14 protein-coding genes and 1 pseudogene are annotated in these 26,192 nt (G+C 43.7%); 10 read left to right on the plus strand and 5 right to left on the minus strand.

Going from position 1 to position 26,192, the window contains the following annotated elements; translation table 11 throughout:
* Position 1 precedes the first annotated feature (1 nt).
* From AB4307_RS09270 to AB4307_RS09290, 5 genes are all read right to left on the minus strand, one after another.
* Entirely contained in the window at positions 2 to 766 is a 765-nt protein-coding gene (locus tag AB4307_RS09270) for a transporter substrate-binding domain-containing protein (RefSeq protein ID WP_017061488.1), read from the minus strand.
* Positions 767 to 1,021: 255 nt separating this feature from the next.
* Positions 1,022 to 2,788, minus strand: coding sequence for a sodium:solute symporter family protein (locus tag AB4307_RS09275; RefSeq protein WP_017061487.1), 1,767 nt, complete (start codon positions 2,786 to 2,788; stop codon positions 1,022 to 1,024).
* Positions 2,789 to 3,648: 860 nt separating this feature from the next.
* Positions 3,649 to 4,275: a bifunctional 4-hydroxy-2-oxoglutarate aldolase/2-dehydro-3-deoxy-phosphogluconate aldolase gene (locus AB4307_RS09280; RefSeq protein WP_017061486.1), complete on the minus strand. Its 627-nt coding sequence runs from the start codon at positions 4,273 to 4,275 to the stop codon at positions 3,649 to 3,651.
* A gap of 73 nt (positions 4,276 to 4,348) precedes the next feature.
* Positions 4,349 to 5,281, minus strand: a complete 933-nt coding sequence (kdgK, locus tag AB4307_RS09285; RefSeq protein ID WP_017061485.1) for a 2-dehydro-3-deoxygluconokinase — start codon at positions 5,279 to 5,281, stop codon at positions 4,349 to 4,351.
* A 34-nt stretch (positions 5,282 to 5,315) separates the two neighbouring features.
* Positions 5,316 to 5,651, minus strand: coding sequence for a cupin domain-containing protein (locus tag AB4307_RS09290; RefSeq protein ID WP_009846518.1), 336 nt, complete (start codon positions 5,649 to 5,651; stop codon positions 5,316 to 5,318).
* A 333-nt stretch (positions 5,652 to 5,984) separates the two neighbouring features.
* Between AB4307_RS09290 and AB4307_RS09295 the strand changes: the two genes are divergently transcribed.
* From AB4307_RS09295 to AB4307_RS09340, 10 genes and pseudogenes are all read left to right on the plus strand, one after another.
* A complete protein-coding gene (locus AB4307_RS09295; RefSeq protein WP_050621209.1) occupies positions 5,985 to 8,174 on the plus strand; it encodes a heparinase II/III domain-containing protein in 2,190 nt (729 codons plus the stop codon).
* A 2-nt stretch (positions 8,175 to 8,176) separates the two neighbouring features.
* Positions 8,177 to 10,330 carry a heparinase II/III domain-containing protein gene (locus AB4307_RS09300; protein ID WP_372131687.1) on the plus strand — a complete coding sequence of 718 codons (2,154 nt, stop codon included), beginning with the start codon at positions 8,177 to 8,179 and terminating at the stop codon, positions 10,328 to 10,330.
* Positions 10,331 to 10,816: 486 nt separating this feature from the next.
* Complete coding sequence (locus AB4307_RS09305; protein WP_372125212.1) at positions 10,817 to 11,614, plus strand: fumarylacetoacetate hydrolase family protein; 798 nt, start codon at positions 10,817 to 10,819, stop codon at positions 11,612 to 11,614.
* A 391-nt stretch (positions 11,615 to 12,005) separates the two neighbouring features.
* Entirely contained in the window at positions 12,006 to 12,725 is a 720-nt protein-coding gene (locus tag AB4307_RS09310) for a FadR/GntR family transcriptional regulator (protein ID WP_048613948.1), read from the plus strand.
* A 728-nt stretch (positions 12,726 to 13,453) separates the two neighbouring features.
* Entirely contained in the window at positions 13,454 to 15,232 is a 1,779-nt protein-coding gene (locus AB4307_RS09315; protein ID WP_017061477.1) for a sodium:solute symporter family transporter, read from the plus strand.
* 218 nt (positions 15,233 to 15,450) lie between these two features.
* Positions 15,451 to 17,529, plus strand: coding sequence for a DUF4962 domain-containing protein (locus AB4307_RS09320; RefSeq protein ID WP_372125174.1), 2,079 nt, complete (start codon positions 15,451 to 15,453; stop codon positions 17,527 to 17,529).
* Between the two features lie 645 nt (positions 17,530 to 18,174).
* On the plus strand, positions 18,175 to 19,056 hold the full coding sequence (locus tag AB4307_RS09325) for an NAD(P)-dependent oxidoreductase (RefSeq protein WP_004733521.1): 882 nt from the start codon (positions 18,175 to 18,177) through the stop codon (positions 19,054 to 19,056).
* Positions 19,057 to 20,106: 1,050 nt separating this feature from the next.
* Positions 20,107 to 21,978, plus strand: coding sequence for a methyl-accepting chemotaxis protein (locus tag AB4307_RS09330; protein ID WP_372125214.1), 1,872 nt, complete (start codon positions 20,107 to 20,109; stop codon positions 21,976 to 21,978).
* 238 nt (positions 21,979 to 22,216) lie between these two features.
* Positions 22,217 to 23,968, plus strand: a pseudogene (locus AB4307_RS09335) (polysaccharide lyase family 7 protein).
* A gap of 414 nt (positions 23,969 to 24,382) precedes the next feature.
* Positions 24,383 to 25,951 carry a polysaccharide lyase family 7 protein gene (locus AB4307_RS09340; protein ID WP_372125177.1) on the plus strand — a complete coding sequence of 523 codons (1,569 nt, stop codon included), beginning with the start codon at positions 24,383 to 24,385 and terminating at the stop codon, positions 25,949 to 25,951.
* The last annotated feature ends 241 nt before the right edge of the window (positions 25,952 to 26,192 follow it).

Below are 26,192 nucleotides of genomic sequence, written 5' to 3' on the forward strand. Positions count from 1 at the left end.
GTTACTTAAGGGAGTTGTGGATCAGGAACTCTTCTTCAACACCTTTCAATTTCATCTCATCCATAATGAAGTTCACCGTGTTCAACAAACGTTGTTCACCTTTAGGAATCAGATAGCCGAACTGACTGTTGGTGAATGGAGTTTCGCAGCGTGCCGCTTCAAGACGTTCGTCAGTTACCTGATAGAATAGACCTTCAGGCGTTTCTGTTACCATCACATCAACTTTGCCTTCTGCTACTGCTTTCGGTACGTCGAGATTGTTCTCGTAGCGTGTGAAGCTTGCATTCTGCAAGTTCGCGTCGGCAAAGATCTCGTTAGTACCGCCAATGTTCACGCCCACACGAACAGAAGAGTGGTTCACTTTCTCAATGCTGTCGTACTGTTCTGCGGTGCCTTTCGCAACCAAGAAACACTTACCAAAGGTCATGTAGCCTTGAGTTTGTTCCGCGTTTAACTGACGCTGCATTTTACGCGTAATGCCGCCCATCGCGATGTCGTACTTATCGTCGTCTAGGTCGGTCAGTAGATCTTTCCATGTGGTACGAACAATCTTCAATTCAACGCCTAATTGTTCCGCGATGTGCTGTGCAACATCGATATCGTAGCCAGAGTAGCTTTTACCATCGAAGTAAGAGAAAGGCTTGTAGTCGCCAGTAGTGCCCACACGCAAAGTGCCTGATTTTTGAATGTCTTCTAGCTGGTCAGCTTGTGCGACACCAGAAAGTGCCAGAGCAATGGAGGCAAGTAATAGTGATGTTTTTTTCATTGTAATTGTCTGTTGTGTTTGTGTTGTCATTCAAAGTAACAGAAACAATCAGAGAAAGAGATCAAACCATTGGAAAGGTTGGAAAAGAAGATAAAACGAGGGCAGGAGATAGGTATTTCTACGCTTTATGCACATTAATCGAGATGCGTTTCATATTCTATTTTGATAAACCGAAGACAAACAAAAAGCCCATGTTATCGAATAACATGGGCTTCATTTTGGTTTAACTTGTTAGCTGCTTATTTAGCTGTTTAGCTATTTGGCAACTGACTCGTTGTTCATCTTAGCCGGAGCTTTAGATGCGTTAACCAGCAGGATACCAACGGTTAGTACCATCGAACCACATAGTAGGAACAATAAGCGTCCTGTTGGTTCGTTTGGAATCAGAGCCATTGCTAGGATACCGAAACCGGCTGTGCTGATAAGCTTACCAAGCATTGAACGCTGTTTAGTATCTAGGTTTTGTTGCTCTTCACCTTCCGCTACAAGCGGCGTGTTCCAGTTAGTGAATAGTTGGTCAACTTCTTTCTCACGCTCTGGCGATAGGCCTTTGTAGAAGCGAGAAGTCATGATGAAGTAACCACCTGTGAACACTACGTGAGCAGCTAAGCTAAGACCTACTTTCAAGTCGCTCCATTCACGGCCTGTAAGCGCTGTTTCTAGACCAAATAGGTTCTCGATGTCTTCTGCTTGCAGAGAGATACCGAAGATGTAAGAAACGAAACCACCAACCACTAGAGTAGACCAACCAGCCCAGTCAGGTGTCTTACGAATCCACATACCTAGTAGGACAGGGATAAGCATTGGGAAGCCAATCAACGCACCTACGTTCATTACGATATCGAACAAGCTTAAGTGACGCAGAGAGTTAATGAATAGACCAATCGCAATGATGAAAATACCCATCATGATAGTCGTTATCTTACTTACAATAACCAGCTCTTTCTGAGTCGCATTTTTACGAAGAATCGGGCTGTAGAAGTTCATTACAAAGATACCAGCGTTACGGTTCAAACCTGAATCCATAGAAGACATCGTTGCAGCGAACATTGCTGACATAAGAAGACCAACCATACCTGCTGGCATTACGTTTTGTACGAATGCTAGGTAAGCAGCATCACCGGCTTTGTCGCCCATTGATGTGTATTGCTCAGCGAACTCAGGCATGAATGCACTAACGTACCAAGGTGGTAGGAACCAAATTAGTGGACCAACAACCATAAGGATACATGCTAGGCCTGCCGCTTTACGTGCGTTTTCACTGTCTTTTGCACATAGGTAACGGTATGCGTTGATGCTGTTGTTCATTACACCGAACTGCTTCACGAAGATGAATACAACCCAAAGGATGAAGATGCTCATGTAGTTTAGGTTGTTACCTAACATGAAGTCGCCGTCGAAGTTAGCAACAATGTTAGTTAAGCCGCCACCGTGGAAGTAAGCTGCTACCGCACAAGTGATTGTCACGGCCATGATTACAAGCATTTGCATGAAGTCAGAAGCAACAACCGCCCAAGAGCCGCCCGTTACTGCCATCAATACTAGAACCATACCCGTTACCACAATGGTAGCTTCCATTGGGATATTGAATACCGCTGCTACAAAGATAGCTAGACCGTTTAACCAGATACCTGCAGAGATAAGGCTATCCGGCATACCTGCCCATGTGAAGAACTGTTCAGACGTTTTACCAAAGCGCTGACGAATAGCTTCGATCGCCGTTACCACACGAAGTTGGCGGAACTTTGGAGCGAAGTACATATAGTTCATGAAGTAGCCAAAAGCATTGGCTAAGAATAGGATTACAATAACGAAACCGTCATTGAACGCGCGTCCTGCGGCACCTGTAAACGTCCATGCTGAAAACTGTGTCATGAAGGCAGTTGCACCAACCATCCACCACAACATTTTGCCGCCCCCTCTGAAGTAATCACTTGTAGAGGTGGTGAACTTACGGAACATCCAACCAATCGCGATTAAAAAGAAGAAGTAGGCGAGAACAACAAAAGTATCAATAGTCATCTTTTCAGCCTTTTAAATATCATAATTAACTGGGCTTAGATTAACGCGTTCCAAGGTTTATTTGTACTACAATATGTCTTTAGTATGATCTAGGTCGCATTGATTTTTCGGCCTCTAACACGTGGTTGTATAAGTATTTGTTTTAATTGAATTTAAATGTGAGTGTATTTTGTTTGAGATCTAAAATAAATTGAGGGTTAAATGTTTATATGTATTACAATATAAACAAAAGCGCTTACTTTACCGTATCTATAAGATTTTAATTATAACCGTAACAAATGTGCTACAAATTGGTGTGTTGTGCGACGACATTCACGTTAATTTGGAACCCTATACTGAAAATTTTTGTATTGAGATTTCAAGTGTAGCTCATTGTTTTCACTTCGCTATTTTCTGTTTATCTGCGGCCATGAAGCCTTTCTATGCTATTTGTTTGTTTTTTGTGCCATAGAGGTGCGTATTTGGAATTTTTTGTCGCTGAGTGGGCGTTAAACTCGATGACGGGACACATTTTGCGGTGCACTTTGTCTATTGTGGTCTTCAGTGCATGCCATGAGAGATGCTTGATGACGTATCGAAAAGGAACATTGCTGGGTAAGGGGCTGGATAAGAAGCTGGATAGGCGATAGGGGGCACCAGTAACGCTTCGTTAGATGCGTGCTGGAGTCGATTGAAAGCTTACATTACTTGTTATTGCCTGTCTTAGTCGCGGAGCTGGACGAGCCCATAGAGAGAAAGGCGATAAGGTGTGGGGGAAACATAATGTTGATTGAGCGTGTTTTACGGTTAGTCAGCGCAATAAACGCCAGATAACAAAAAGCCCCACCGAGGTGAGGCTTCATCACTCAATCTAAAATAGATTAAGCGTTAACGTGATCAACTGCGTCACGAACCAGCTTGCCTAGTTCTTCCCACTTACCTTCGTCGATAAGGTTAGTTGGAACCATCCAAGTACCGCCACACGCAAGTACAGAAGGGATCGATAGGTATTCATCTACATTCTTCAAGCTTACACCACCAGTAGGCATAAATTTAACAGGGTAAACCGCTGTTAGTGCTTTAAGCATGCCAGTACCGCCAGAAGGCTCAGCAGGGAAGAACTTCAACGTGCGAAGGCCCATTTCCATTGCTTGTTCCACTAGGCTTGGGTTGTTAACACCCGGTACGATTGCAACGCCTTTATCGATACAGTATTGAACAGTGCGCGGGTTGAAACCTGGGCTTACGATGAAATCAACGCCAGCTTCAATAGATGCGTCAACTTGCTCGTTAGTCAGTACAGTACCTGAACCAATTAACATGTCTGGGAATTCTTTACGCATGATGCGAATCGCTTCGATTGCACATTCTGTACGTAGCGTGATTTCTGCACATGGCATGCCGTTTTCAACAAGTGCTTTACCTAGAGGGATAGCGTCTTCAGCACGGTTGATAGCGATTACAGGAATTACTTTTAGGTTTGCTAGTTGTTCATTTAATGTAGTCATGAATTCTTTCTCACGTTAAATGTGGGCTTGCTTTCAACTAAGCAAACCCTTGATTAATAGTTAAAGTGCGTAATTATAGAGACAGATCAGGCGTCGCTTCTAGAGGAATGATAGCACCTGGATGCTGAATCACAGTCCCTGCCACAATATGACCTGCTAACGCTGCATCACGTGCATTGCCACCGCTTAAGCGCTTAGCTAGGAAGCCCGCGCTGAACGAGTCGCCAGCCGCTGTAGTATCAACAATGTTGTCTACTGGGTTTGGAGCAACGTACTGAGCGCTTTGGCTTTCAACTACTAAGCAGTCTTTAGCACCACGTTTAATGATGATCTCTTTCACACCAGATTCAGACGTACGTGCAATACACTGTTCAATGCTTTCGTCGCCGTACAACTCTTGCTCGTCATCGAACGTCAGTAGAGCCGTGTCAGTGTACTTAAGCATCTTCAAGTACCAAGAAATCGCTTCTTGTTGACTTTCCCAAAGTTTTGGACGGAAGTTATTGTCGAAGAATACTTGCCCGCCTTGCGCTTTAAATTTGTCTAAGAAGTTGAATAGCTGCGTGCGTCCATTCTCTGTCAAGATAGCAAGCGTAATACCACTTAGGTAAACCGCATCAAAAGAGAATAACTTATCAAGTAGAGCAGGCGTGTCTTCCTGGTCAAACATGAACTTTGCTGCAGCATCATTACGCCAGTAGTGGAAACTGCGTTCACCAGTTTCATCGGTCTCGATGTAGTAAAGCCCTGGTTGTTTGTGATCAAGCTGAGCAATTAAGCTAGTGTCGATACCTTCCGCTTGCCACTTTTCTAACATGTCGGTACTGAATGGGTCAGTGCCTAGCGCTGTTACGTAGCTCGTGTTGATATCTTGCTCTTTTGTTAAGCGAGACAAGTAAAGTGCAGTATTTAGTGTATCGCCACCGAAACTTTGCTTAAGCCCGTCTTGTTTCTTTTGTAGCTCAACCATGCACTCGCCAATGACCGCGATGTTTAATGATTTCATATGCTTACCTTAGCAACTGAGGTTGCGCTGTTTATTATTTTAGGAAATCTTCACGCGCAGGGTTGAAGATATCAAGAAGGATGCTGTCTTGCTCTAGTGCAACTGCACCGTGCATCATGTGTTTACGAGCGAAGTAAGCATCGCCTTCTTTAAGGACTTTCTTTTCGCCTTCAATCTCAGCTTCGAAGCTACCACGAACTACGTAACCGATTTGGTCATGGATTTCGTGAGTATGAGGGTGGCCAATCGCGCCCTTATCAAAACATAGGTGTACTGCCATTAGATCGTCAGTGTAAGCAACGATTTTACGCTTAATGCCGCCACCAAGTTCTTCCCATGGGTTTTCATCTAGGATAAAGAAAGAGTTCATTGTGTATCTCCTAATCTGTTTAAATCTTTTAAGTGTTACTTAACTTGCATCCATCATAAGGGAATGAGCCTAATTGTAATACAATATATCTAAATTTGTGTGATATTGATCAAGCGATTCTTTATATAGCGTAAATAAATCAACAACTTAATAAATGGCTAATATTTACCATTAGCCAGCTACATCAATGACTTATGGCTAATTATGTGACTCTACTCATCATTTAGCGACGAATAGGTATAATTAAAGCTCATATTGTATTACTTTATATGGAGTTTGAAAATTTAATCAAAGTTTAAGCAGATAAACTCTTTATTGAGGGTGACAAAGAATATGACGACTAAACCAGTATTGTTGACTGAAGCAGAAATCGAGCAGCTTCATCTTGAAGTGGGCCGTTCTAGCTTAATGGGCAAAACCATTGCAGCGAACGCGAAAGATCTAGAAGCATTCATGCGTTTACCTATTGATGTCCCAGGTCATGGTGAAGCTGGGGGTTACGAACATAACCGCCATAAGCAAAATTACACGTACATGAATCTAGCTGGTCGCATGTTCTTGATCACTAAAGAGCAAAAGTACGCTGACTTTGTTACAGAATTACTAGAAGAGTACGCAGATAAATACCTAACGTTTGATTACCACGTACAGAAAAACACTAACCCTACAGGTCGTTTGTTCCACCAAATCCTGAACGAACACTGCTGGTTAATGTTCTCAAGCTTAGCTTACTCTTGTGTTGCTTCAACCCTGACACAAGAACAACGCGACAATATTGAGTCTCGCATTTTTGAACCAATGTTAGAAATGTTCACGGTTAAATACGCACACGACTTCGACCGAATTCACAATCACGGTATTTGGGCAGTAGCCGCTGTCGGTATTTGTGGTCTTGCTCTTGGCAAGCGTGAATACCTTGAAATGTCGGTGTACGGCATTGACCGTAACGACACTGGCGGCTTCCTAGCGCAAGTTTCTCAGCTGTTTGCACCTTCTGGCTACTACATGGAAGGTCCTTACTACCACCGTTATGCGATTCGTCCAACGTGTGTGTTCGCTGAAGTGATTCACCGTCATATGCCTGAAGTGGATATCTACAACTACAAAGGCGGCGTGATTGGTAACACAGTACAAGCGATGCTGGCGACGGCTTACCCGAACGGTGAGTTCCCGGCTCTGAATGATGCTTCTCGTACTATGGGTATTACAGACATGGGTGTTCAGGTTGCAGTAAGTGTTTACAGCAAGCATTACTCTTCTGAAAACGGCGTAGACCAAAACATTCTTGGTATGGCGAAGATTCAAGACGCAGTTTGGATGCATCCATGTGGTCTTGAGCTATCTAAAGCCTACGAAGCAGCGTCTGCTGAGAAAGAAATCGGCATGCCTTTCTGGCCAAGTGTTGAATTGAACGAAGGCCCTCAAGGTCACAACGGCGCGCAAGGCTTTATCCGTATGCAGGATAAGAAAGGCGACGTTTCTCAACTTGTTATGAACTACGGTCAACACGGCATGGGTCACGGCAACTTTGATACGCTGGGTATTTCTTTCTTCAACCGTGGTCAAGAAGTACTGCGTGAATACGGCTTCTGTCGTTGGGTGAACGTTGAGCCTAAATTCGGCGGCCGTTACCTAGACGAAAACAAATCTTACGCTCGTCAAACAATTGCACATAACGCAGTAACGATTGATGAAAAATGTCAGAACAACTTTGACGTTGAACGTGCAGATGCAGTACACGGCTTACCACACTTCTTCAAAGTAGAAGACGAGCAAATCAACGGCATGAGCGCATTTGCTAACGATCATTACGAAGGTTTTGACATGCAACGCAGCGTGTTCATGCTAAACCTTGAAGAATTAGAATCTCCGCTACTACTAGATCTTTACCGTTTAGATTCTGAGAAAGGCGGCGAAGGCGAGCATCAATACGACTACTCACACCAATATCAAGGTCAGATTGTTCGCACTAACTTTGAATACCAAGCAAACAAAGAGCTGAACACTCTAGGTGAAGACTTCGGTTACCAACACCTATGGAACGTGGCAAGCGGTGAAGTGAAGGGCACAGCACAGGTAAGCTGGCTACAGAACAACACTTACTACACGTGGCTAGGTGCAACGTCTAACGACAATGCTGAAGTTATCTTTACTCGCACTGGCGCTAACGACCCAAGCTTCAACCTACGTTCAGAGCCTGCGTTCATTCTACGAAGCAAAGGCGAAACAACATTGTTTGCTTCTGTTGTTGAAACGCACGGTTACTTCAACGAAGAATTCGAGCAATCAGTTAATGCACGTGGTGTTGTGAAAGACATCAAAGTAGTGGCTCACACCAATATCGGTTCGGTAGTTGAGATCACCACAGAGAAATCAAACGTGACAGTGATGATCAGCAACCAACTTGGCGCGACTGACAGCACTGAACACAAAGTAGAGCTGAACGGCAAAGTATACAGCTGGACAGGCTTCTACTCAGTAGAAACAACTTTAAACCCAGAATTAGCAGAGCAGGGGAAATAATAATGAGCTATCAACCACTTTTACTTAACTTTGATGAAGCAGCAGAGCTTCGTAAAGAACTTGGCAAGGATAGCCTTTTAGGTAACGCACTGACTCGTGACATTAAACAAACTGACGCTTACATGGTTGAAGTTGGCATTGAAGTTCCAGGTCACGGTGAAGGCGGCGGTTACGAACATAACCGTCACAAGCAAAACTACATCCACATGGATCTAGCCGGCCGTTTGTTCCTTATCACTGAGGAAACAAAATACCGTGACTACATCGTTGATATGTTAACTGCGTACGCGACGGTATACCCAACGCTTGAAAGCAACGTAAGCCGTGACTCTAACCCTCCGGGTAAGTTGTTCCACCAAACGTTGAACGAGAACATGTGGATGCTTTACGCTTCTTGTGCGTACAGCTGTATTTACCACACGATCTCTGAAGAGCAAAAGCGTCTGATCGAAGACGATCTTCTTAAGCAAATGATCGAAATGTTCGTTGTGACTTACGCACACGACTTCGATATCGTACACAACCACGGCTTATGGGCTGTGGCAGCGGTAGGTATCTGTGGTTACGCAATCAACGATCAAGAGTCTGTAGACAAAGCGCTTTACGGCCTGAAACTAGACAAAGTAAGCGGCGGTTTCTTAGCGCAACTTGACCAACTGTTTTCGCCAGACGGCTACTACATGGAAGGTCCTTACTACCACCGTTTCTCTCTACGTCCAATCTACCTGTTCGCAGAAGCGATTGAACGTCGTCAGCCTGAAGTTGGTATCTATGAATTCAACGATTCAGTGATCAAGACAACGTCTTACTCTGTATTCAAAACCGCATTCCCAGACGGTACATTGCCAGCGCTGAACGATTCATCGAAGACAATCTCTATCAACGATGAAGGCGTTATCATGGCAACGTCTGTGTGTTACCACCGTTACGAGCAGACTGAAACTCTGCTTGGTATGGCTAACCACCAACAAAACGTTTGGGTTCATGCTTCAGGTAAAACATTGTCTGATGCTGTTAAAGCAGCTGATGAAATCAAACCATTCAACTGGGGTAGCCTGTTCGTTACCGACGGCCCTGAAGGTGAGAAAGGCGGCGTTAGCATTCTTCGTCACCGTGATGAGCAAGACGACGATACCATGGCGTTGATCTGGTTTGGTCAACACGGCAGCGATCACCAGTACCACTCTGCGCTAGACCACGGTCACTATGATGGCTTGCACCTAAGCGTATTCAACCGTGGCCACGAAGTGTTGCACGATTACGGCTTCGGTCGATGGGTAAACGTTGAGCCTAAGTTTGGCGGTCGTTACATTCCAGAGAACAAGTCTTACTGTAAGCAGACGGTTGCTCACAACACAGTAACGGTTGATCAGAAAACGCAGAACAACTTCAACACAGCATTGGCTGAGTCTAAGTTTGGTCAGAAGCACTTCTTCGTAGCATACGACCAGTCTCTACAAGGCATGAGCGGCACTATTTCTGAGTACTACACTGGCGTAGACATGCAACGCAGCGTGATTCTTGCTGAACTTCCTGAGTTCGAAAAACCGCTAGTGATTGATGTGTACCGCATCGAAGCTGACGCTGAGCACCAGTACGACCTACCAGTTCACCACTCTGGCCAGATCATCCGTACTGACTTTGATTACAACATGGAAAAAACGCTTAAGCCGCTAGGTGAAGACAACGGTTACCAACATCTATGGAACGTGGCTTCAGGCAAAGTAAACGAAGAAGGTTCTTTAGTAAGCTGGCTACATGACAGCAGCTACTACAGCCTAGTAACTAGCGCGAATGCGGGCAGCGAAGTGATTTTTGCTCGCACTGGTGCTAACGATCCAGACTTCAACCTTAAGAGTGAGCCTGCGTTCATCTTACGTCAGTCTGGTCAAAACCACGTGTTTGCTTCTGTACTAGAAACGCATGGTTACTTTAACGAGTCTATCGAAGCCTCTGTAGGCGCTCGTGGTCTAGTTAAATCAGTATCTGTTGTGGGCCATAACAGTGTCGGGACTGTTGTTCGCATTCAGACTACTTCTGGTAACACTTACCACTACGGTATCTCAAACCAAGCTGAAGACACGCAGCAAGCAACTCACACTGTTGAGTTTGCGGGTGAGACATACTCGTGGGAAGGATCATTTGCTCAACTGTAAATGATTAATACTAATCACAGTAAGTAAGTGAGCAGAAATAGCGCAGGAAAAAAGCTTGAGAACAAGGCAGAATTTTTCGATAAGTAGTTATTCTACAATCAAAAATTCTAACGAAGTTATCGAGCTTTTTAACAAGCTAGGGTGATCAGTTATTTGCTACGATTGGTATCACATGCAAGTTATTTAACGATGGCTTGTGTTGATGTGGTGCTTTGCGGGAACGAAGCATCACATTGAATTCAGTCGTGATTGCAAAATCGTTCGTTGATACCAACAACGACTGAATACATCGGGAATAAGTCAAACCGAGTAACTCACTGCGAGTTGCTCGGTTTTTTTATGTATGCTGCTTTTATAAGGGGGAGGGAAGAGAGAGGGCTACAGAGCTTCCCTTTTCCTTCGAATCCTACAGAGTGGGCTAAAGTATAATTTAGGATTTAAAAATGAAGGGATTCAAGGATGAAGTGGTTATTGGCAATAGTTACGATGTCTGGCGTCGCATTGGCGGCAGAAAATAACAATGTTGAGGTGAGCAGTGAGCATTTCGTCCGTTATCAATACCAAGACAAAGTCAGTTATGGAAAGTTAGACAATGACGCTGTGTTACCGGTCATCGGCGATATCTTTGGAGAATATTCGGTAGCAAAAAATTCGATCTCGTTAGAGTCGGTTGAGGTGTTGCTGCCGACAAAACCAGAGAAAGTCTTCGCCGTCGGGATGAACTTCGCTAGCCACTTAGCCTCACCTGCCGATGCACCACCGCCGATGTTTCTTAAACTTCCTTCTTCTTTGATTCTTACAGGCGAAGTGATTCAAGTGCCACCAAAAGCAAGAAATGTTCATTTTGAGGGCGAGCTGGTGGTTGTGATTGGGAAAGAGCTCAGTCAAGCCAGTGAAGAAGAAGCCGAGCAAGCGATCTTTGGTGTCACGGTGGGTAACGATATTACAGAGAGGAGCTGGCAAGGCACGGATTTACAATGGTTACGAGCGAAAGCTTCAGATGGCTTTGGCCCCATTGGTAATACGATTGTTCGTGGTATCGATTATAACAACGTGCAATTAACCACGCGTGTAAATGGCAAGGTTGTTCAACAAGAGAATACTTCGTTTATGATTCACAAACCTACAAAAGTCATCAGCTACTTGAGCCACTATTTTACCCTCAAACCGGGCGATCTTGTTTTCATGGGAACGCCGGGAAGAACCTATGATTTGTCCGACAAGGACCAAGTGAGTGTCACGATTGAAGGGATAGGGACTGTGGTCAACGAAGTGCGGTTCTGATGGAATTGAATTAGCGTTGGGAGCTACAGAGCTTATGTCTGAATCTGCAGTACGTAGACGACTTGAACCTATTAATTTGAACTAGGTTAACTTGTGTAGTGAATATACTAACCGTTTTTCGGTTCCATTATTTTAGCCAAATTGAGTGATGTTTTTGGAAGCGAGCAGACAAAACGAGAATGACGAACCTACATGCTCGGCGAGGGTTTTGTTAGTGGTATAACACAGTGTTTCTAGCTAAGAGAAATTAGATGCTTTCTAAGTGTCTGATTAATTGAATAAATTAACAGCTACTATCCGCTTTGATTTTACTCAATTGGCGCTAGGTTGAAATCCTGTTATAGTAATCCTTAAATAATACATAAACATAACATATAAAATAAGTGAACTTATGGTTAGCACTTTTAATTCAATCTCGGGCTCGAAGCGCAGCCTGCACGTGCAAGTAGCGCGTGAAATCGCTCGTGGAATCTTGTCTGGTGAACTGCCACAAGGTTCTATTATTCCTGGTGAAATGGCGCTGTGTGAACAGTTTGGTATCAGCCGTACGGCACTTCGTGAAGCAGTTAAGTTATTGACCTCTAAAGGTTTATTAGAGTCCCGCCCGAAAATCGGTACTCGTGTAGTAGATCGCGCATACTGGAACTTTCTTGATCCTCAACTGATTGAATGGATGGATGGTCTAACCGACATAGACCAATTCTGTTCTCAGTTTTTAGGCCTTCGCCGTGCGATTGAACCTGAAGCGTGTGCATTAGCTGCAAAATTTGCGACTGCTGAGCAACGTATCGAGCTTTCAGAGATCTTCCAGAAGATGGTTGAAGTGGATGACGCAGAAGTGTTTGACCAAGAACGTTGGACAGACATCGATACTCGTTTCCATAGCTTGATCTTTAATGCGACAGGTAACGATTTCTACCTGCCATTCGGCAATATTCTGACGACCATGTTCGTTAACTTCATCGTGCACTCTTCTGAAGAGGGCAGCACATGTATCAATGAACACCGTAGAATCTATGAAGCGATTATGGCTGGCGACAGTGAAAAAGCTCGTACAATGTCAGCGGCTCACTTGCAAGATGCTAACCACCGTTTAGCCACTGCAAGCTAAACACGGTTTTCAACTTCATTTGAACCAGTCAAAAAGGTATGCCAAGTGCATGCCTTTTTTGTTTTTAGAAAGCGTGTTGCACCATGTGTGGCACTGTTTTGGTTCACCCTCGCTTAACTCCTTCTTAAGTCAGTTCCTTCTTGTATACGCCTAGCGGTCGTTCTCTTTACCATCAAAATAAAAATAATATTACGCTCGATATTCGTTTTAGACACTCGAGCTCCCCCCCAAATAATTATGCGTCATCCATGATTTTTCATTTTTGTATATTTTTAATCCGCCATCGTTTGAACAGGATATGCCGCTTCAATATGGATTAATTTAAGTTGAATTCTAATGAAATTGTCCACTCTCAATAGATAAAAACACTGGTTTATTGTGTGATAAATGAGGGGGGTTTAGCTCAGATTTGGCTTTTATTATTTTTGAGAATTTTATATTTATATGTGTTTGGTTGTATTTGTTAATAAGTGTGCAAAGTCTCGCCTTTTTATAAGTCTTTGATTTTAATGGGTGTGATGTTCTTTGGTCTTGGTTTTTTGAGTTTTCATCTCAAACACCAGTAATTTCCTTAATGGATTGGCCATATTCCATCCTATGTCATATATATAATTAACTTAATCAATCAAAATAAGATCGCCATCACTTATTTGGATTATTGTACTACAAATAAAGTTTGAGATTTCCTATAGTCCTCGTAACAAAATACAACGGACAAAGGATACACGATGGAACTCAACACGATTATTGTCGGCATTTATTTCCTATTCTTGATTGCGATAGGTTGGATGTTTAGAACATTTACAAGTACCACCAGTGACTACTTCCGCGGGGGCGGTAACATGTTGTGGTGGATGGTTGGTGCAACCGCCTTTATGACCCAGTTTAGTGCATGGACATTCACCGGTGCGGCAGGTAAAGCGTATAACGATGGTTTTGCAGTAGCGGTCATCTTCGTAGCCAACGCATTTGGTTACTTCATGAACTTCGCATATTTTGCTCCAAAGTTCCGTCAACTACGTGTAGTAACGGTAATCGAAGCAATTCGTATGCGTTTCGGTGCGACTAACGAACAAGTGTTCACTTGGTCTTCAATGCCAAACAGTGTTGTTTCTGCCGGTGTATGGTTAAACGCACTAGCAATCATCGCTTCTGGTATCTTCGGTTTCGACATGACAGCAACTATCTGGATTACCGGTTTGGTTGTATTGGCAATGTCTGTAACGGGTGGTTCATGGGCGGTAATTGCATCTGACTTTATGCAGATGGTTATCATCATGGCAGTAACCGTGACATGTGCTGTTGTTGCTGTTGTTCAAGGTGGCGGTGTTGGTGAAATCGTGAATAACTTCCCTGTAGCGGAAGGCGGTTCTTTCCTTTCTGGTAACAACATTAACTACTTAAGCATCTTCAGCATTTGGGCATTCTTCATCTTCGTGAAGCAGTTCTCTATTACTAACAACATGCTTAACTCTTACCGTTACCTAGCGGCTAAAGACTCAAAGAACGCGAAGAAAGCGGCGCTACTAGCGTGTGTGCTAATGCTTTGTGGTGTATTTATCTGGTTCATGCCTTCTTGGTACATTGCAGGTCAAGGTGTCGACCTAGCAGCAGCTTACCCAGAAGCAGGTAAGAAAGCGGGTGACTTTGCCTACCTATACTTCGTACAAGAGTACATGCCAGCAGGTATGGTTGGCCTTCTAGTTGCGGCGATGTTTGCAGCGACAATGTCTTCAATGGATTCTGGTCTAAACCGTAACTCGGGTATCTTTGTTAAGAACTTCTATGAACCAATCGTTCGTAAAGGTACGGCTAGCGAAAAAGAACTAGTAACGGTTTCTAAGATTACTTCTGCCGTGTTTGGTATTGCTATCATCCTTATTGCACAGTTCATCAACTCGCTTAAAGGTTTGAGCCTGTTCGATACCATGATGTATGTAGGCGCACTGATCGGCTTCCCAATGACAATTCCTGCATTCCTTGGCTTCTTTATTAAGAAGACTCCGGACTGGGCTGGTTGGGGTACGCTAGTGGTTGGTGGTTTTGTTTCTTACTACGTGGGTTTCGTTGTTAACGCTGAAATGGTGTCTTCAATCTTCGGTCTAGAAGAGCTAACAAGCCGTGAATGGTCTGATGTTAAGGTTGCTATCGGTCTGATTGCTCACATTACGCTGACAGGTGGTTTCTTCATCCTATCAACTCTGTTCTACAAGCCATTAACTGAGAAGCGTCAAGCAGACGTTGATAAGTTCTTCGGTAACCTGTCTACTCCATTAGTTGCGGAGTCAGCAGAACAGAAAGTACTGGATAACAAACAGCGTGAAATGCTTGGTAAACTGATTGCGGTAGCGGGTGTCGGTATCATGCTAATGGCTCTACTCACTAACCCAATGTGGGGACGTCTAGTCTTCATTCTTTGTGGTGTGATTGTTGGTGGTGTTGGTGTCTTACTGGTTAAAGCGGTCGATGACGGCGGCAAGCAAGCGAAAGCAGTAACCGAAAGCTAATACATAGAAAACGTTTATAATAGAATGCGACGACTCGAAAGGGCGTCGCATTTTTTGTTCTGCGACACGGAAAAACTGTCAGGTGGAAGATATCTGACCTAAATCACGAAAACTGTACAAAATGGTTCAATCGAATCGAAATATATTCAATTGTCCTACAATAAGACGTATATTATTGCTAATTCCTTTCAATCAACTTGAAAAATAAGTGAGTTAGAATGAGCGACCAAAAATCTCTTGATGCAATCAGGAAGATGAAGCTGGAGAATGATACTTCAGCAGGTAATCTTGTAGACCTACTCCCTATCGAAGTACAGAAACGTGACTTCGACCTATCATTCCTAGACAACTTGAGCGAAGCACGTCCACGTCTTCTTGTTCAAGCAGATCAGTTAGAAGAATTCAAAGCGAAAGTGAAAGCTGATGAAGCTCACTGCATGTTTGATGATTTCTACAATAACTCGACAGTTAAGTTCCTTGAGACTGCTCCTTTCGAAGAGCCTCAAGCGTACCCAGCTGACACGGTAGGCAAAGCTTCTCTATGGCGTCCTTACTGGCGTCAAATGTACGTTGATTGCCAAATGGCACTAAACGCGACACGTAACCTAGCAATTGCTGGTGTTGTGAAAGAAGACGAAGCGCTAATTGCTAAAGCAAAAGCTTGGACTCTAAAACTGTCTACGTACGATCCAGAAGGCGTGACTTCTCGTGGCTATAACGATGAAGCGGCTTTCCGTGTTATCGCGGCTATGGCTTGGGGTTACGACTGGCTACACGGCTACTTCACAGATGAAGAACGTCAGCAAGTTCAAGATGCTTTGATTGAGCGTCTAGACGAAATCATGCACCACCTGAAAGTGACGGTTGATCTATTGAACAACCCACTGAACAGCCACGGTGTTCGTTCTATCTCTTCTGCTATCATCCCAACGTGTATCGCGCTTTACCACGATCACCCGAAAGCAGGCGAGTACATTGCATACGCACTAGAATACTACGCAGTACACTACCCACCATGGGGCGGTGTAGACGGCGGTTGGGCTGAAGGTCCTGACTACTGGAACACGCAAACTGCATTCCTAGGCGAAGCATTCGATCTATTGAAAGCATACTGTGGCGTAGACATGTTTAACAAAACATTCTACGAAAACACAGGTGATTTCCCGCTTTACTGCATGCCTGTTCACTCTAAGCGCGCGAGCTTCTGTGACCAGTCTTCAATCGGTGATTTCCCAGGTCTAAAACTGGCTTACAACATTAAGCACTACGCAGGTGTTAACCAGAAGCCTGAGTACGTTTGGTACTACAACCAACTGAAAGGCCGTGATACTGAAGCGCACACCAAATTCTACAACTTCGGTTGGTGGGACTTCGGTTACGACGATCTTCGCTTTAACTTCCTTTGGGATGCACCTGAAGAGAAAGCACCATCGAATGATCCACTGTTGAAAGTATTCCCAATCACGGGTTGGGCTGCATTCCACAACAAGATGACTGAGCGTGATAACCATATTCACATGGTATTCAAATGTTCTCCGTTTGGCTCAATCAGCCACTCTCACGGTGACCAAAACGCATTCACCTTGCATGCATTCGGTGAAACGCTAGCGTCAATCACTGGCTACTACGGTGGTTTCGGTGTTGATATGCACACGAAATGGCGTCGTCAAACGTTCTCTAAGAACCTTCCACTATTTGGCGGTAAAGGTCAGTACGGCGAGAACAAGAACACGGGCTACGAAAACCACCAAGATCGCTTCTGTATCGAAGCGGGCGGCACTATCTCTGACTTCGACACTGAATCTGATGTGAAGATGGTTGAAGGTGATGCAACGGCATCTTACAAGTACTTCGTTCCTGAAATTGAATCTTACAAGCGTAAGGTTTGGTTCGTTCAAGGTAAAGTCTTCGTAATGCAAGACAAGGCAACGCTTTCTGAAGAGAAAGACATGACTTGGCTAATGCACACAACTTTCGCAAACGAAGTGGCAGAAAAGTCTTTCACTATCCGTGGCGAAGTTGCGCACCTAGACGTAAACTTCATCAACGAGTCTGCTGATAACATCACGTCAGTTAAGAATGTTGAAGGTTTTGGCGAAGTTGACCCATACGAGTTCAAAGATCTTGAAATCCACCGTCACGTTGAAGTGGAATTCAAGCCATCGAAAGAGCACAACATCCTGACGCTTCTTGTTCCTAATAAGAACGAAGGCGAGCAAGTTGAAGTGTCTCACAAGCTTGAAGGCAACACGCTAATGCTAAATGTTGACGGTGAAACGGTTTCAATCGAACTGTAATTCGCTGAAGCAACAGAAGCTAGATACTAAAAACTCCGAGTGAAAGCTCGGAGTTTTTTTGTTTGGCTAGTTAGTAAGTTGGATAAGTCAGTTAAGTTGGCAAAGTTGGGAACCCCATCAGGTTGAAACGAAACTAATTGGCCGAGAAATCAATCGCTTCTCGATGCCAAGCCAATAGTTCGATGGCTGAACCTGGAAGCTGATACATACAAAGATCGGGCATGTACTTAGCCACGATGTTCAATGAAAGGTGCATGAGTCGTATACGAGACTCGCATGTATCGCTCTGTTAAAAGAATAGGGCGCCAACCCCTTTTTCGTAAAAACTGATATGACTTACTTCTGCGTGAACAGTCTAATCACTGGCTGAGTAGGGGAGTCGTGAACTATACATAGGTAAAGGCGTAGCTTGTGCTTACTAATCGTATGACATTTAACGTATGTTATTTCATCAATAGACGGTTTTTAAACTGGCAAATAGTTCCTGTAAGTACAAAGCGTGCCCCATATTTTCTCGTAAAGTGAATCCCCGTCACAACTTGCGTCTAAGCATTGAAGGATTACCCTAAAACTATTGCGTAACGGAAAAGACGTCGTTATTATAATGACCATATAATCATACAATACTATATTTGGAGTTTGAACATGACTAAACCTGTAATCGGTTTCATTGGCCTAGGTCTTATGGGCGGCAACATGGTTGAAAACCTACAAAAGCGCGGCTACCACGTAAACGTAATGGATCTAAGCGCTGAAGCTGTTGCTCGCGTTACAGATCGCGGCAACGCAACTGCATTCACTTCTGCTAAAGAACTAGCGGCTGCAAGTGATATCGTTCAGTTTTGTCTTACAACTTCTGCTGTTGTTGAAAAAATCGTTTACGGCGAAGACGGCGTTCTAGCTGGCATCAAAGAAGGCGCAGTATTAGTAGACTTCGGTACTTCTATCCCTGCTTCTACTAAGAAAATCGGCGCAGCTCTAGCTGAAAAAGGCGCGGGCATGATCGACGCACCTCTAGGCCGTACTCCTGCACACGCTAAAGATGGTCTTCTGAACATCATGGCTGCTGGCGACATGGAAACTTTCAACAAAGTTAAACCTGTTCTTGAAGAGCAAGGCGAAAACGTATTCCACCTAGGTGCTCTAGGTTCTGGTCACGTTACTAAGCTTGTAAACAACTTCATGGGTATGACGACTGTTGCGACTATGTCTCAAGCTTTCGCTGTTGCTCAACGCGCTGGTGTTGATGGCCAACAACTGTTTGACATCATGTCTGCAGGTCCATCTAACTCACCATTCATGCAATTCTGTAAGTTCTACGCAGTAGACGGCGAAGAGAAGCTAGGTTTCTCTGTTGCTAACGCTAACAAAGATCTTGGTTACTTCCTTGCTCTTTGTGAAGAGCTAGGTACTGAGTCTCTAATTGCTCAAGGTACTGCAACTAGCCTACAAGCTGCTGTTGACGCAGGAATGGGTAACAACGACGTACCAGTAATCTTCGACTACTTCGCTAAACTAGAGAAGTAATCGACGTACGACCTCGCTAGGGTATTGCCTGTCTTTTTAGGCGGCGATACCTCAGCGAGGTTCGTTTTTATCTGCCATACCCAACCCTTTGTTCCCTCGTTAAACTCTTCTACTTCTACTTCCTCAGCTACACCTACTCAAAACTCTGTTCAACTTTGTTACTGCCTCAATTCCTATTTTTGTTTCTATATCTATATCTATATCTATATCTATTTGTAAATTCAAAGCCTTCTAGCACCAACTCACTCACTTTTCCTCGCAAGCTTAAACCAGTGCACTTAACTGATTGTTGGCGATGGCTTAACACCGCTCGTATATCGGGTCTGAAAAGAAAGTAAAAAAAACCCACACAGCTGGTGACTGTATGGGCATGTTCGGACGAGCCGTCTGGAAAAACAAATGATCAATAGAAAGTGAAAAAACGAATAACGAGATCCCCCGACAGTTTCTACGTTAAACGAGTTCAATGACCTTAAAGCGGCTGCTTCAATTATCACTTTGAACTGAACAAAAGCATCCAGAAAGAACTTAAGTTATGATTCAAATACACCATAACTTAAGGCTTATTGTATTACAAATAAATTTTAAGATTGAATGCCTTGAGTGAATGGTTGGTTAGTGAAAATGTGACCTAAGGCTCACTTTCCTAGTCAGGTGACCGAAAGTGATATGAATAATTTGAGTGGAGGCATTATCGGCGAAGTTGTGAGGTAATCATCTGAAAGTTGATCATTTTTAATTGGTTAATTATTCCTTTCTAATCATGTTAAAAGTTCAAACTCATAAATGATACCTATGTCACAGGGTGATTTTAACCAGTTTTGATATGTCAAGATTGCTCACAGAAAGTGCAGTAAATTAAACATACAATATTAATTAAATTGATGGTTGTGACGATGGAACGGCATGAACAAGTTTTGCTTCCCGTATCTTCGAATATCTAAAAAATGACCATTTCATTCGGATAAAAATAATAGACATAGGTTGATATGGATTATGAGTTTTATGAATTCAAAATTGTCTCTAGGGTTTAAAGGAAAATTGATTTTAATGGTGGCGATCGTCAGTTCCAGTGCCTTGGCATTTACGAACTGGTTCACGCTTAACTTGGCGACTGATCAAGTAAACCAAACGATTTATAACGAGATTGATCACTCGTTAACGATAGAAATTAATCAGATTGAAAGCACCGTCCAGCGCACCATCGATACGGTCAATTCCGTTGCACAAGAGTTCATGAAATCCCCATACCAAGTACCAAACGAAGCGCTGATGCATTTTGCCGCTAAGCTCGGTGGTATTGACAAGATTGTAGTGGGTTTTGATGATGGTCGTTCTTACACTTCTCGTCCTTCAGAGTCTTTCCCAAACGGTGTTGGAATCAAAGAAAAATACAACCCAACGACTCGTCCTTGGTATCAACAAGCGAAATTGAAATCAGGTTTATCTTTTAGTGATCTGTTTTTCACCAAGAGTACTCAAGTACCTATGATTGGTGTGACTTACACCTATCAAGATCGCGTCATCATGGCAGACATTCGATTTGATGATTTGGAAACTCAGCTCAAACAGCTAGATAGCATCTACGAAGCCAAAGGTATCATCGTGGATGAGAGAGGGATGGTAATTGTATCCACAATAGAAAACGTGCTTCCACAGAGCAATATATCTTCTGCTGACGCCTTAATGAAACTCAATGAAGCTATTGAACTACCTGACCAATTCATTGAAGGTATGATTGATGGTAATCAGCGAATCTTGATGGCTAAGAAGGTCGATATTGGCAGCCAGAAAGAGTGGTACATGATTTCTAGTATTGATCCTGAACTTGCGCTCGATCAGCTGAATGGTGTGATGTCGGATGCTCGAATGCTGATTATTGCCTGTGTGTTGGGGTCGGTCATATTGATGACTTTAATCCTGAATCGTTTCTACCGCCCAATCGTGTCATTGCGTAAGATTGTTCACGACCTTTCTCAAGGTAATGGCGACCTGACCCAAAGGCTCGCAGAGAAAAGTAATGACGACCTAGGACACATCGCCAAAGACATCAACTTGTTCATCATTGGCTTGCAAGAGATGGTTAAAGACGTGAAATTCAAGAACTCAGATCTTGATACCAAGGTATTAAGTATTCGAGAAGGCTGCAAGGAAACCAGCGATGTACTGAAAGTTCATACCGATGAAACGGTTCAGGTGGTCTCTGCGATTAATGGATTGTCCGAGGCTTCAAGTGAAGTCGAGAAGAACTCACAGTTTGCGGCAGAAGCAGCGCAAGATGCGGCCGTGTCCAGTGACGAGACTAAGCAAATTAACACTGTGACCGAAACGTACATCAGTGATCTTGAGAAGCAAGTTTGTACGACGTCGGATGATATTCGTTCTATGGCCAATGAAACACAGAGCATCCAGTCGATAGTGTCTGTGATTGGTGGTATTGCTGAGCAAACCAACTTGCTTGCGCTGAATGCATCCATTGAGGCGGCGAGAGCAGGCGAGCATGGTCGAGGTTTTGCTGTCGTGGCTGACGAAGTCCGTGCGCTAGCAAACCGAACTCAAATCAGCACCTCTGAAATCGAAGAGGCGTTATCTGGGTTGCAATCTAAATCGGATGGCTTGGTTAAATCGATCGAGTTAACGAAGAGCAATTGTGAGATGACTCGTGCTCAAGTTGTGCAAGCGGTAAACATGCTAGCGAAGCTGACGGAACAGATGAAAACCGTGAGTCGTTTCAACAACGATATCTCTGCTTCTTCTGTCGAGCAAAATGCCTTGATTCATAGTATCGCTAAGAACATGCATAAGATTGAAAGCTTCGTTGAGGAACTCAATAAGCTAAGCCAAGATCAACTGACAGAGTCGGCTGAAATCAAAACACTGAATGGCAGCGTTAGCGAGCTAATGAGTAGCTTTAAAGTCTAACGTTTCTATTAATAAACACTAAAAATCAATGTTTTAATTGTGGCTTTTAGCCTGAGAGCCACTCCAAACCTGTCGAGTTTAGAGTGGCCTTTCTGCGTTGTTTTTGTCTCTAAATCCTCGGTAGCGCCACCTCATATCACCTCATTTGTCGCATCTCACATTATGATAAATAGATAATTGACATAAAATAGTACAAATATATCTTATCACTCTACTCTTATGGATAAGTGAGATAAATGTGAATAAGCCAACCCTCATCGTCGCTCTCGCTTCACTCACCTATGGCTGCGGTTGAAGCAGTTCAAATAGCTCAAGTGATAGCGATGACCCTTCTGATAACACCAGTCCAGGAACGTCTTATGGCGTTGTTGCGCCTTATGATATTGCTAAGTATCAAAACATCCTCTCCAGTTCTGACCTTCAGGTATCGGATCCTAACGGCACAGAGGGCAACAAAACCTCTGAAGTGAAAGATGGCGATTTCGATGGTTACATCAGTAATTACTTTTACGCAGATGAAGAGACGGAAAACCTAATTTTTAAAATGGCGAACTATAAGATGCGTTCTGAGGTTCGTGAGGGAGAAAACTTCGATATCAATGAAACGGGTGTAAGACGAAGCTTGTATGCGGAAATAAGCTTACCTGATATCGAGCATGCAATGGCGAGTTCACCTGCCGACCATGATGAAGTGACGTTGCTGCAGATACACAATAAGGGGACTGATGAGAGTGGTACGGGTTATATCCCTCATCCGCTATTGCGTGTGGTTTGGGAGCAAGAACGAGATGGCCTCACAGGTCACTACTGGGCAGTCATGAAAAACAATGCCATTGATTGTAGCAGCGTTGCTGACTCTTCGGATTGTTATGCCACGTCATACAATCGCTACGATTTAGGTGAGGCGGAATTGGACAGTTTTACCAAATTTGATCTTTCTGTTTATGAGAACACACTGTCGCTCAAAGTGAATGATGAAGTAAAAGTGAATCAAGACATCGCTTACTGGCAGCATTTATTGAGCTACTTCAAAGCGGGTATCTATAACCAATTTGAGAATGGTGAAGCGATTGCTTACTATCAGGCGTTGAGATACACCACGACTCAAATCGATGGATCAAACGATTGGGACATTAATGATTGGAAGCTGACTATTCCACCGAGTAAGAATGATTGGTATGGAAGCGGTGGTGACAGTGCTGCTGAGTTAGAACCAGAACGTTGTGAATCGAGTAAAGATCTTCTTTCAAATGACAGCGATGTGTACGACAGTGATATTGATCTTTCTTACTTCAATACTGATGAAGGAAGAATGCACTTTAGAGCGGATATGGGATACGGCACCTCTACCCAAAACTCTAGCTATATTCGCTCTGAGCTCAGGGAGTTGTATCAAAGCAGTGTTCAACCGGATTGTAGCACCAGCGATGAAGATACAAGTTGGTATTTGGACGACACTAGAACGAACGCTACCAGTCACGAGTTAACCGCAAGCTTGCGAATTGAAGATTACCCGAACATCAACAATCAAGATCCAAAAGTGGTACTTGGACAAATCCATGGTTGGAAGATCAATCAAGCATTGGTGAAACTGTTATGGGAAGGCGAGAGTAAGCCAGTAAGAGTGATACTGAACTCTGATTTTGAGCGCAACAACCAAGACTGTAATCATTGTGACCCGTTCAGTGTCGAGTTAGGGACTTATTCGGCAAGTGAAGAGTGGCGATATACGATTCGTGCCAATCAAGACGGTATCTACTTGGCGACTCATGATTTAGATGGAACCAACACCGTTTTTCATTTAATCCCTTGGGGACAAGATTACACAGATAAAGATGGGGACACGGCCTCGTTGACGTCAGATTGGACATCGACAGACATCGCTTTCTATTTCAAAGCGGGCATTTACCCTCAATTTAAACCTGATAGCGGCTATGCTGGTGAGGTGTTCGATGTCAGCTTTAGTTCTCTTAGAGCGGCACACTATTGATTGAGTCGAGATTTAAGCCGTTCCTACATTAAATTAAAAGATCACATTAATGTGGTCTTTTCGGTTTTTAGGGAGAGATAAATCGGCGTTTTCTGATTGCTGGGAACTCGTCTTATTGAGTTTATAGCTCGCACATTCAGTGGAGGAGAGCCGTAGATGACGAGCTTATTTTGTATTCTAAATTTCTATATATTGTCTTTTATCAATAGGAAGTGTGATCCAGTTAAAGCATAGAAAAATCGGAAAGTGTTCCCAGTCTCATTTATTCAATGAAATATTTTATTTGTATTATAAGATTACGTAATATTTTCATGTTATCGCAAATACTGAGAGGGGAACCGCCTTATAGCTCGTGTTTGCTGATTTAGCTTTCACTTACGAACGCTGTCTTTGTATTATAATAATGGATTAAATATGAAACAAATTACTCTAAAAACCTTACTCGCTTCTTCTATTCTACTTGCGGTTGGTTGTGCGAGCACGAGCACGACGACTGCTGATTTTCCAAATAACAAAGAAACGGGTGAAGCGCTTCTAACGCCAGTTTCAGTTGCCGCTAGTAGCCATGATGGTAACGGCCCAGATCGTCTTATTGACCAAGATCTAACCACACGTTGGTCTTCAGCGGGTGACGGTGAGTGGGCAACACTAGACTATGGTTCAGTACAAGAGTTTGACGCGGTTCAGGCATCTTTCAGTAAAGGTAATCAGCGCCAATCTAAATTTGATATTCAAGTGAGTGTCGATGGCGAAACCTGGACGACGGTACTTGAGAACCAACTGAGTTCTGGTAAAGCTATCGGCCTAGAGCGTTTCCAATTTGAGCCAGCAGTGCAAGCACGCTACGTAAGATACGTTGGTCACGGTAACACCAAAAACGGTTGGAACAGTGTGACTGGATTAGCGGCGGTTAACTGTAGCATTAACGCATGTCCTGCTAGCCATATCATCACTTCAGACGTGGTAGCAGCAGAAGCCGTGATTATCGCTGAAATGAAAGCGGCAGAAAAAGCACGTAAAGATGCGCGCAAAGATCTACGCTCTGGTAACTTCGGTGTAGCAGCGGTTTACCCTTGTGAGACGACCGTTGAATGTGACACTCGCAGTGCACTTCAAGTTCCGACAGGCCTACCAGCGATACCAGTTGCTGGTAACGCACCGAGCGAAAACTTTGACATGACGCATTGGTACCTATCTCAACCATTTGACCATGACAAAAATGGCAAACCTGATGATGTGTCTGAGTGGAACCTTGCAAACGGTTACCAACACCCTGAAATCTTCTACACCGCTGACGATGGGGGTCTAGTATTCAAGGCTTATGTGAAGGGTGTACGTACCTCTAAAAACACTAAGTACGCGCGTACAGAGCTTCGTGAAATGATGCGTCGTGGTGATCAGTCTATTAGTACTAAAGGTGTTAACAAGAACAACTGGGTATTCTCAAGCGCGCCTGAATCTGACTTAGAGTCGGCGGCTGGTATCGACGGCGTTCTAGAAGCGACGTTGAAAATCGACCACGCAACAACGACAGGTAATGCGAATGAAGTAGGTCGCTTTATCATTGGTCAGATTCACGATCAAAACGATGAGCCGATTCGTTTGTACTACCGTAAATTGCCAAACCAAGCTACGGGCGCAGTTTACTTTGCACACGAAAGCCAAGACGCAACAAAAGAGGACTTCTACCCTCTCGTGGGCGATATGACGGCAGAAGTAGGTGAAGATGGTATCGCACTTGGCGAAGTGTTCAGCTACCGCATTGACGTTAAAGGCAACACGATGACAGTTACTTTAATGCGTGAAGGCAAAGACGATGTTGTACAAGTGGTTGATATGAGCAACAGCGGCTACGACGCAGGCGGCAAGTACATGTACTTCAAAGCCGGTGTTTACAACCAAAACATCAGCGGCGACCTAGACGATTACTCACAAGCGACTTTCTACCAGCTAGACGTATCGCACGATCAGTATCAGGAATAATGAATAAGTTGAATTTACAACTAAAATGGCAGCTATTATTAGCTGCCATTTTTTCATTACCGATAGGACTACTTTTATTTAATCCTAAGGCTTCGCTCTACAAGTTTTGGGTTTTAGGATACTTCGTCAATAAAAAAGGTTCAACGCGGATTAGCGGGAACTAAAAAAAAACGGCAGTAAGTGATATGGTTTAGTCGCCAAACAAAAACCATACACAAACGACCGTTTTCATGCCGAATCA

The organism is Vibrio sp. 10N.261.52.C2, assembly GCF_041471425.1.
Classification (GTDB): Bacteria; Pseudomonadota; Gammaproteobacteria; order Enterobacterales; family Vibrionaceae; genus Vibrio; species Vibrio crassostreae_C.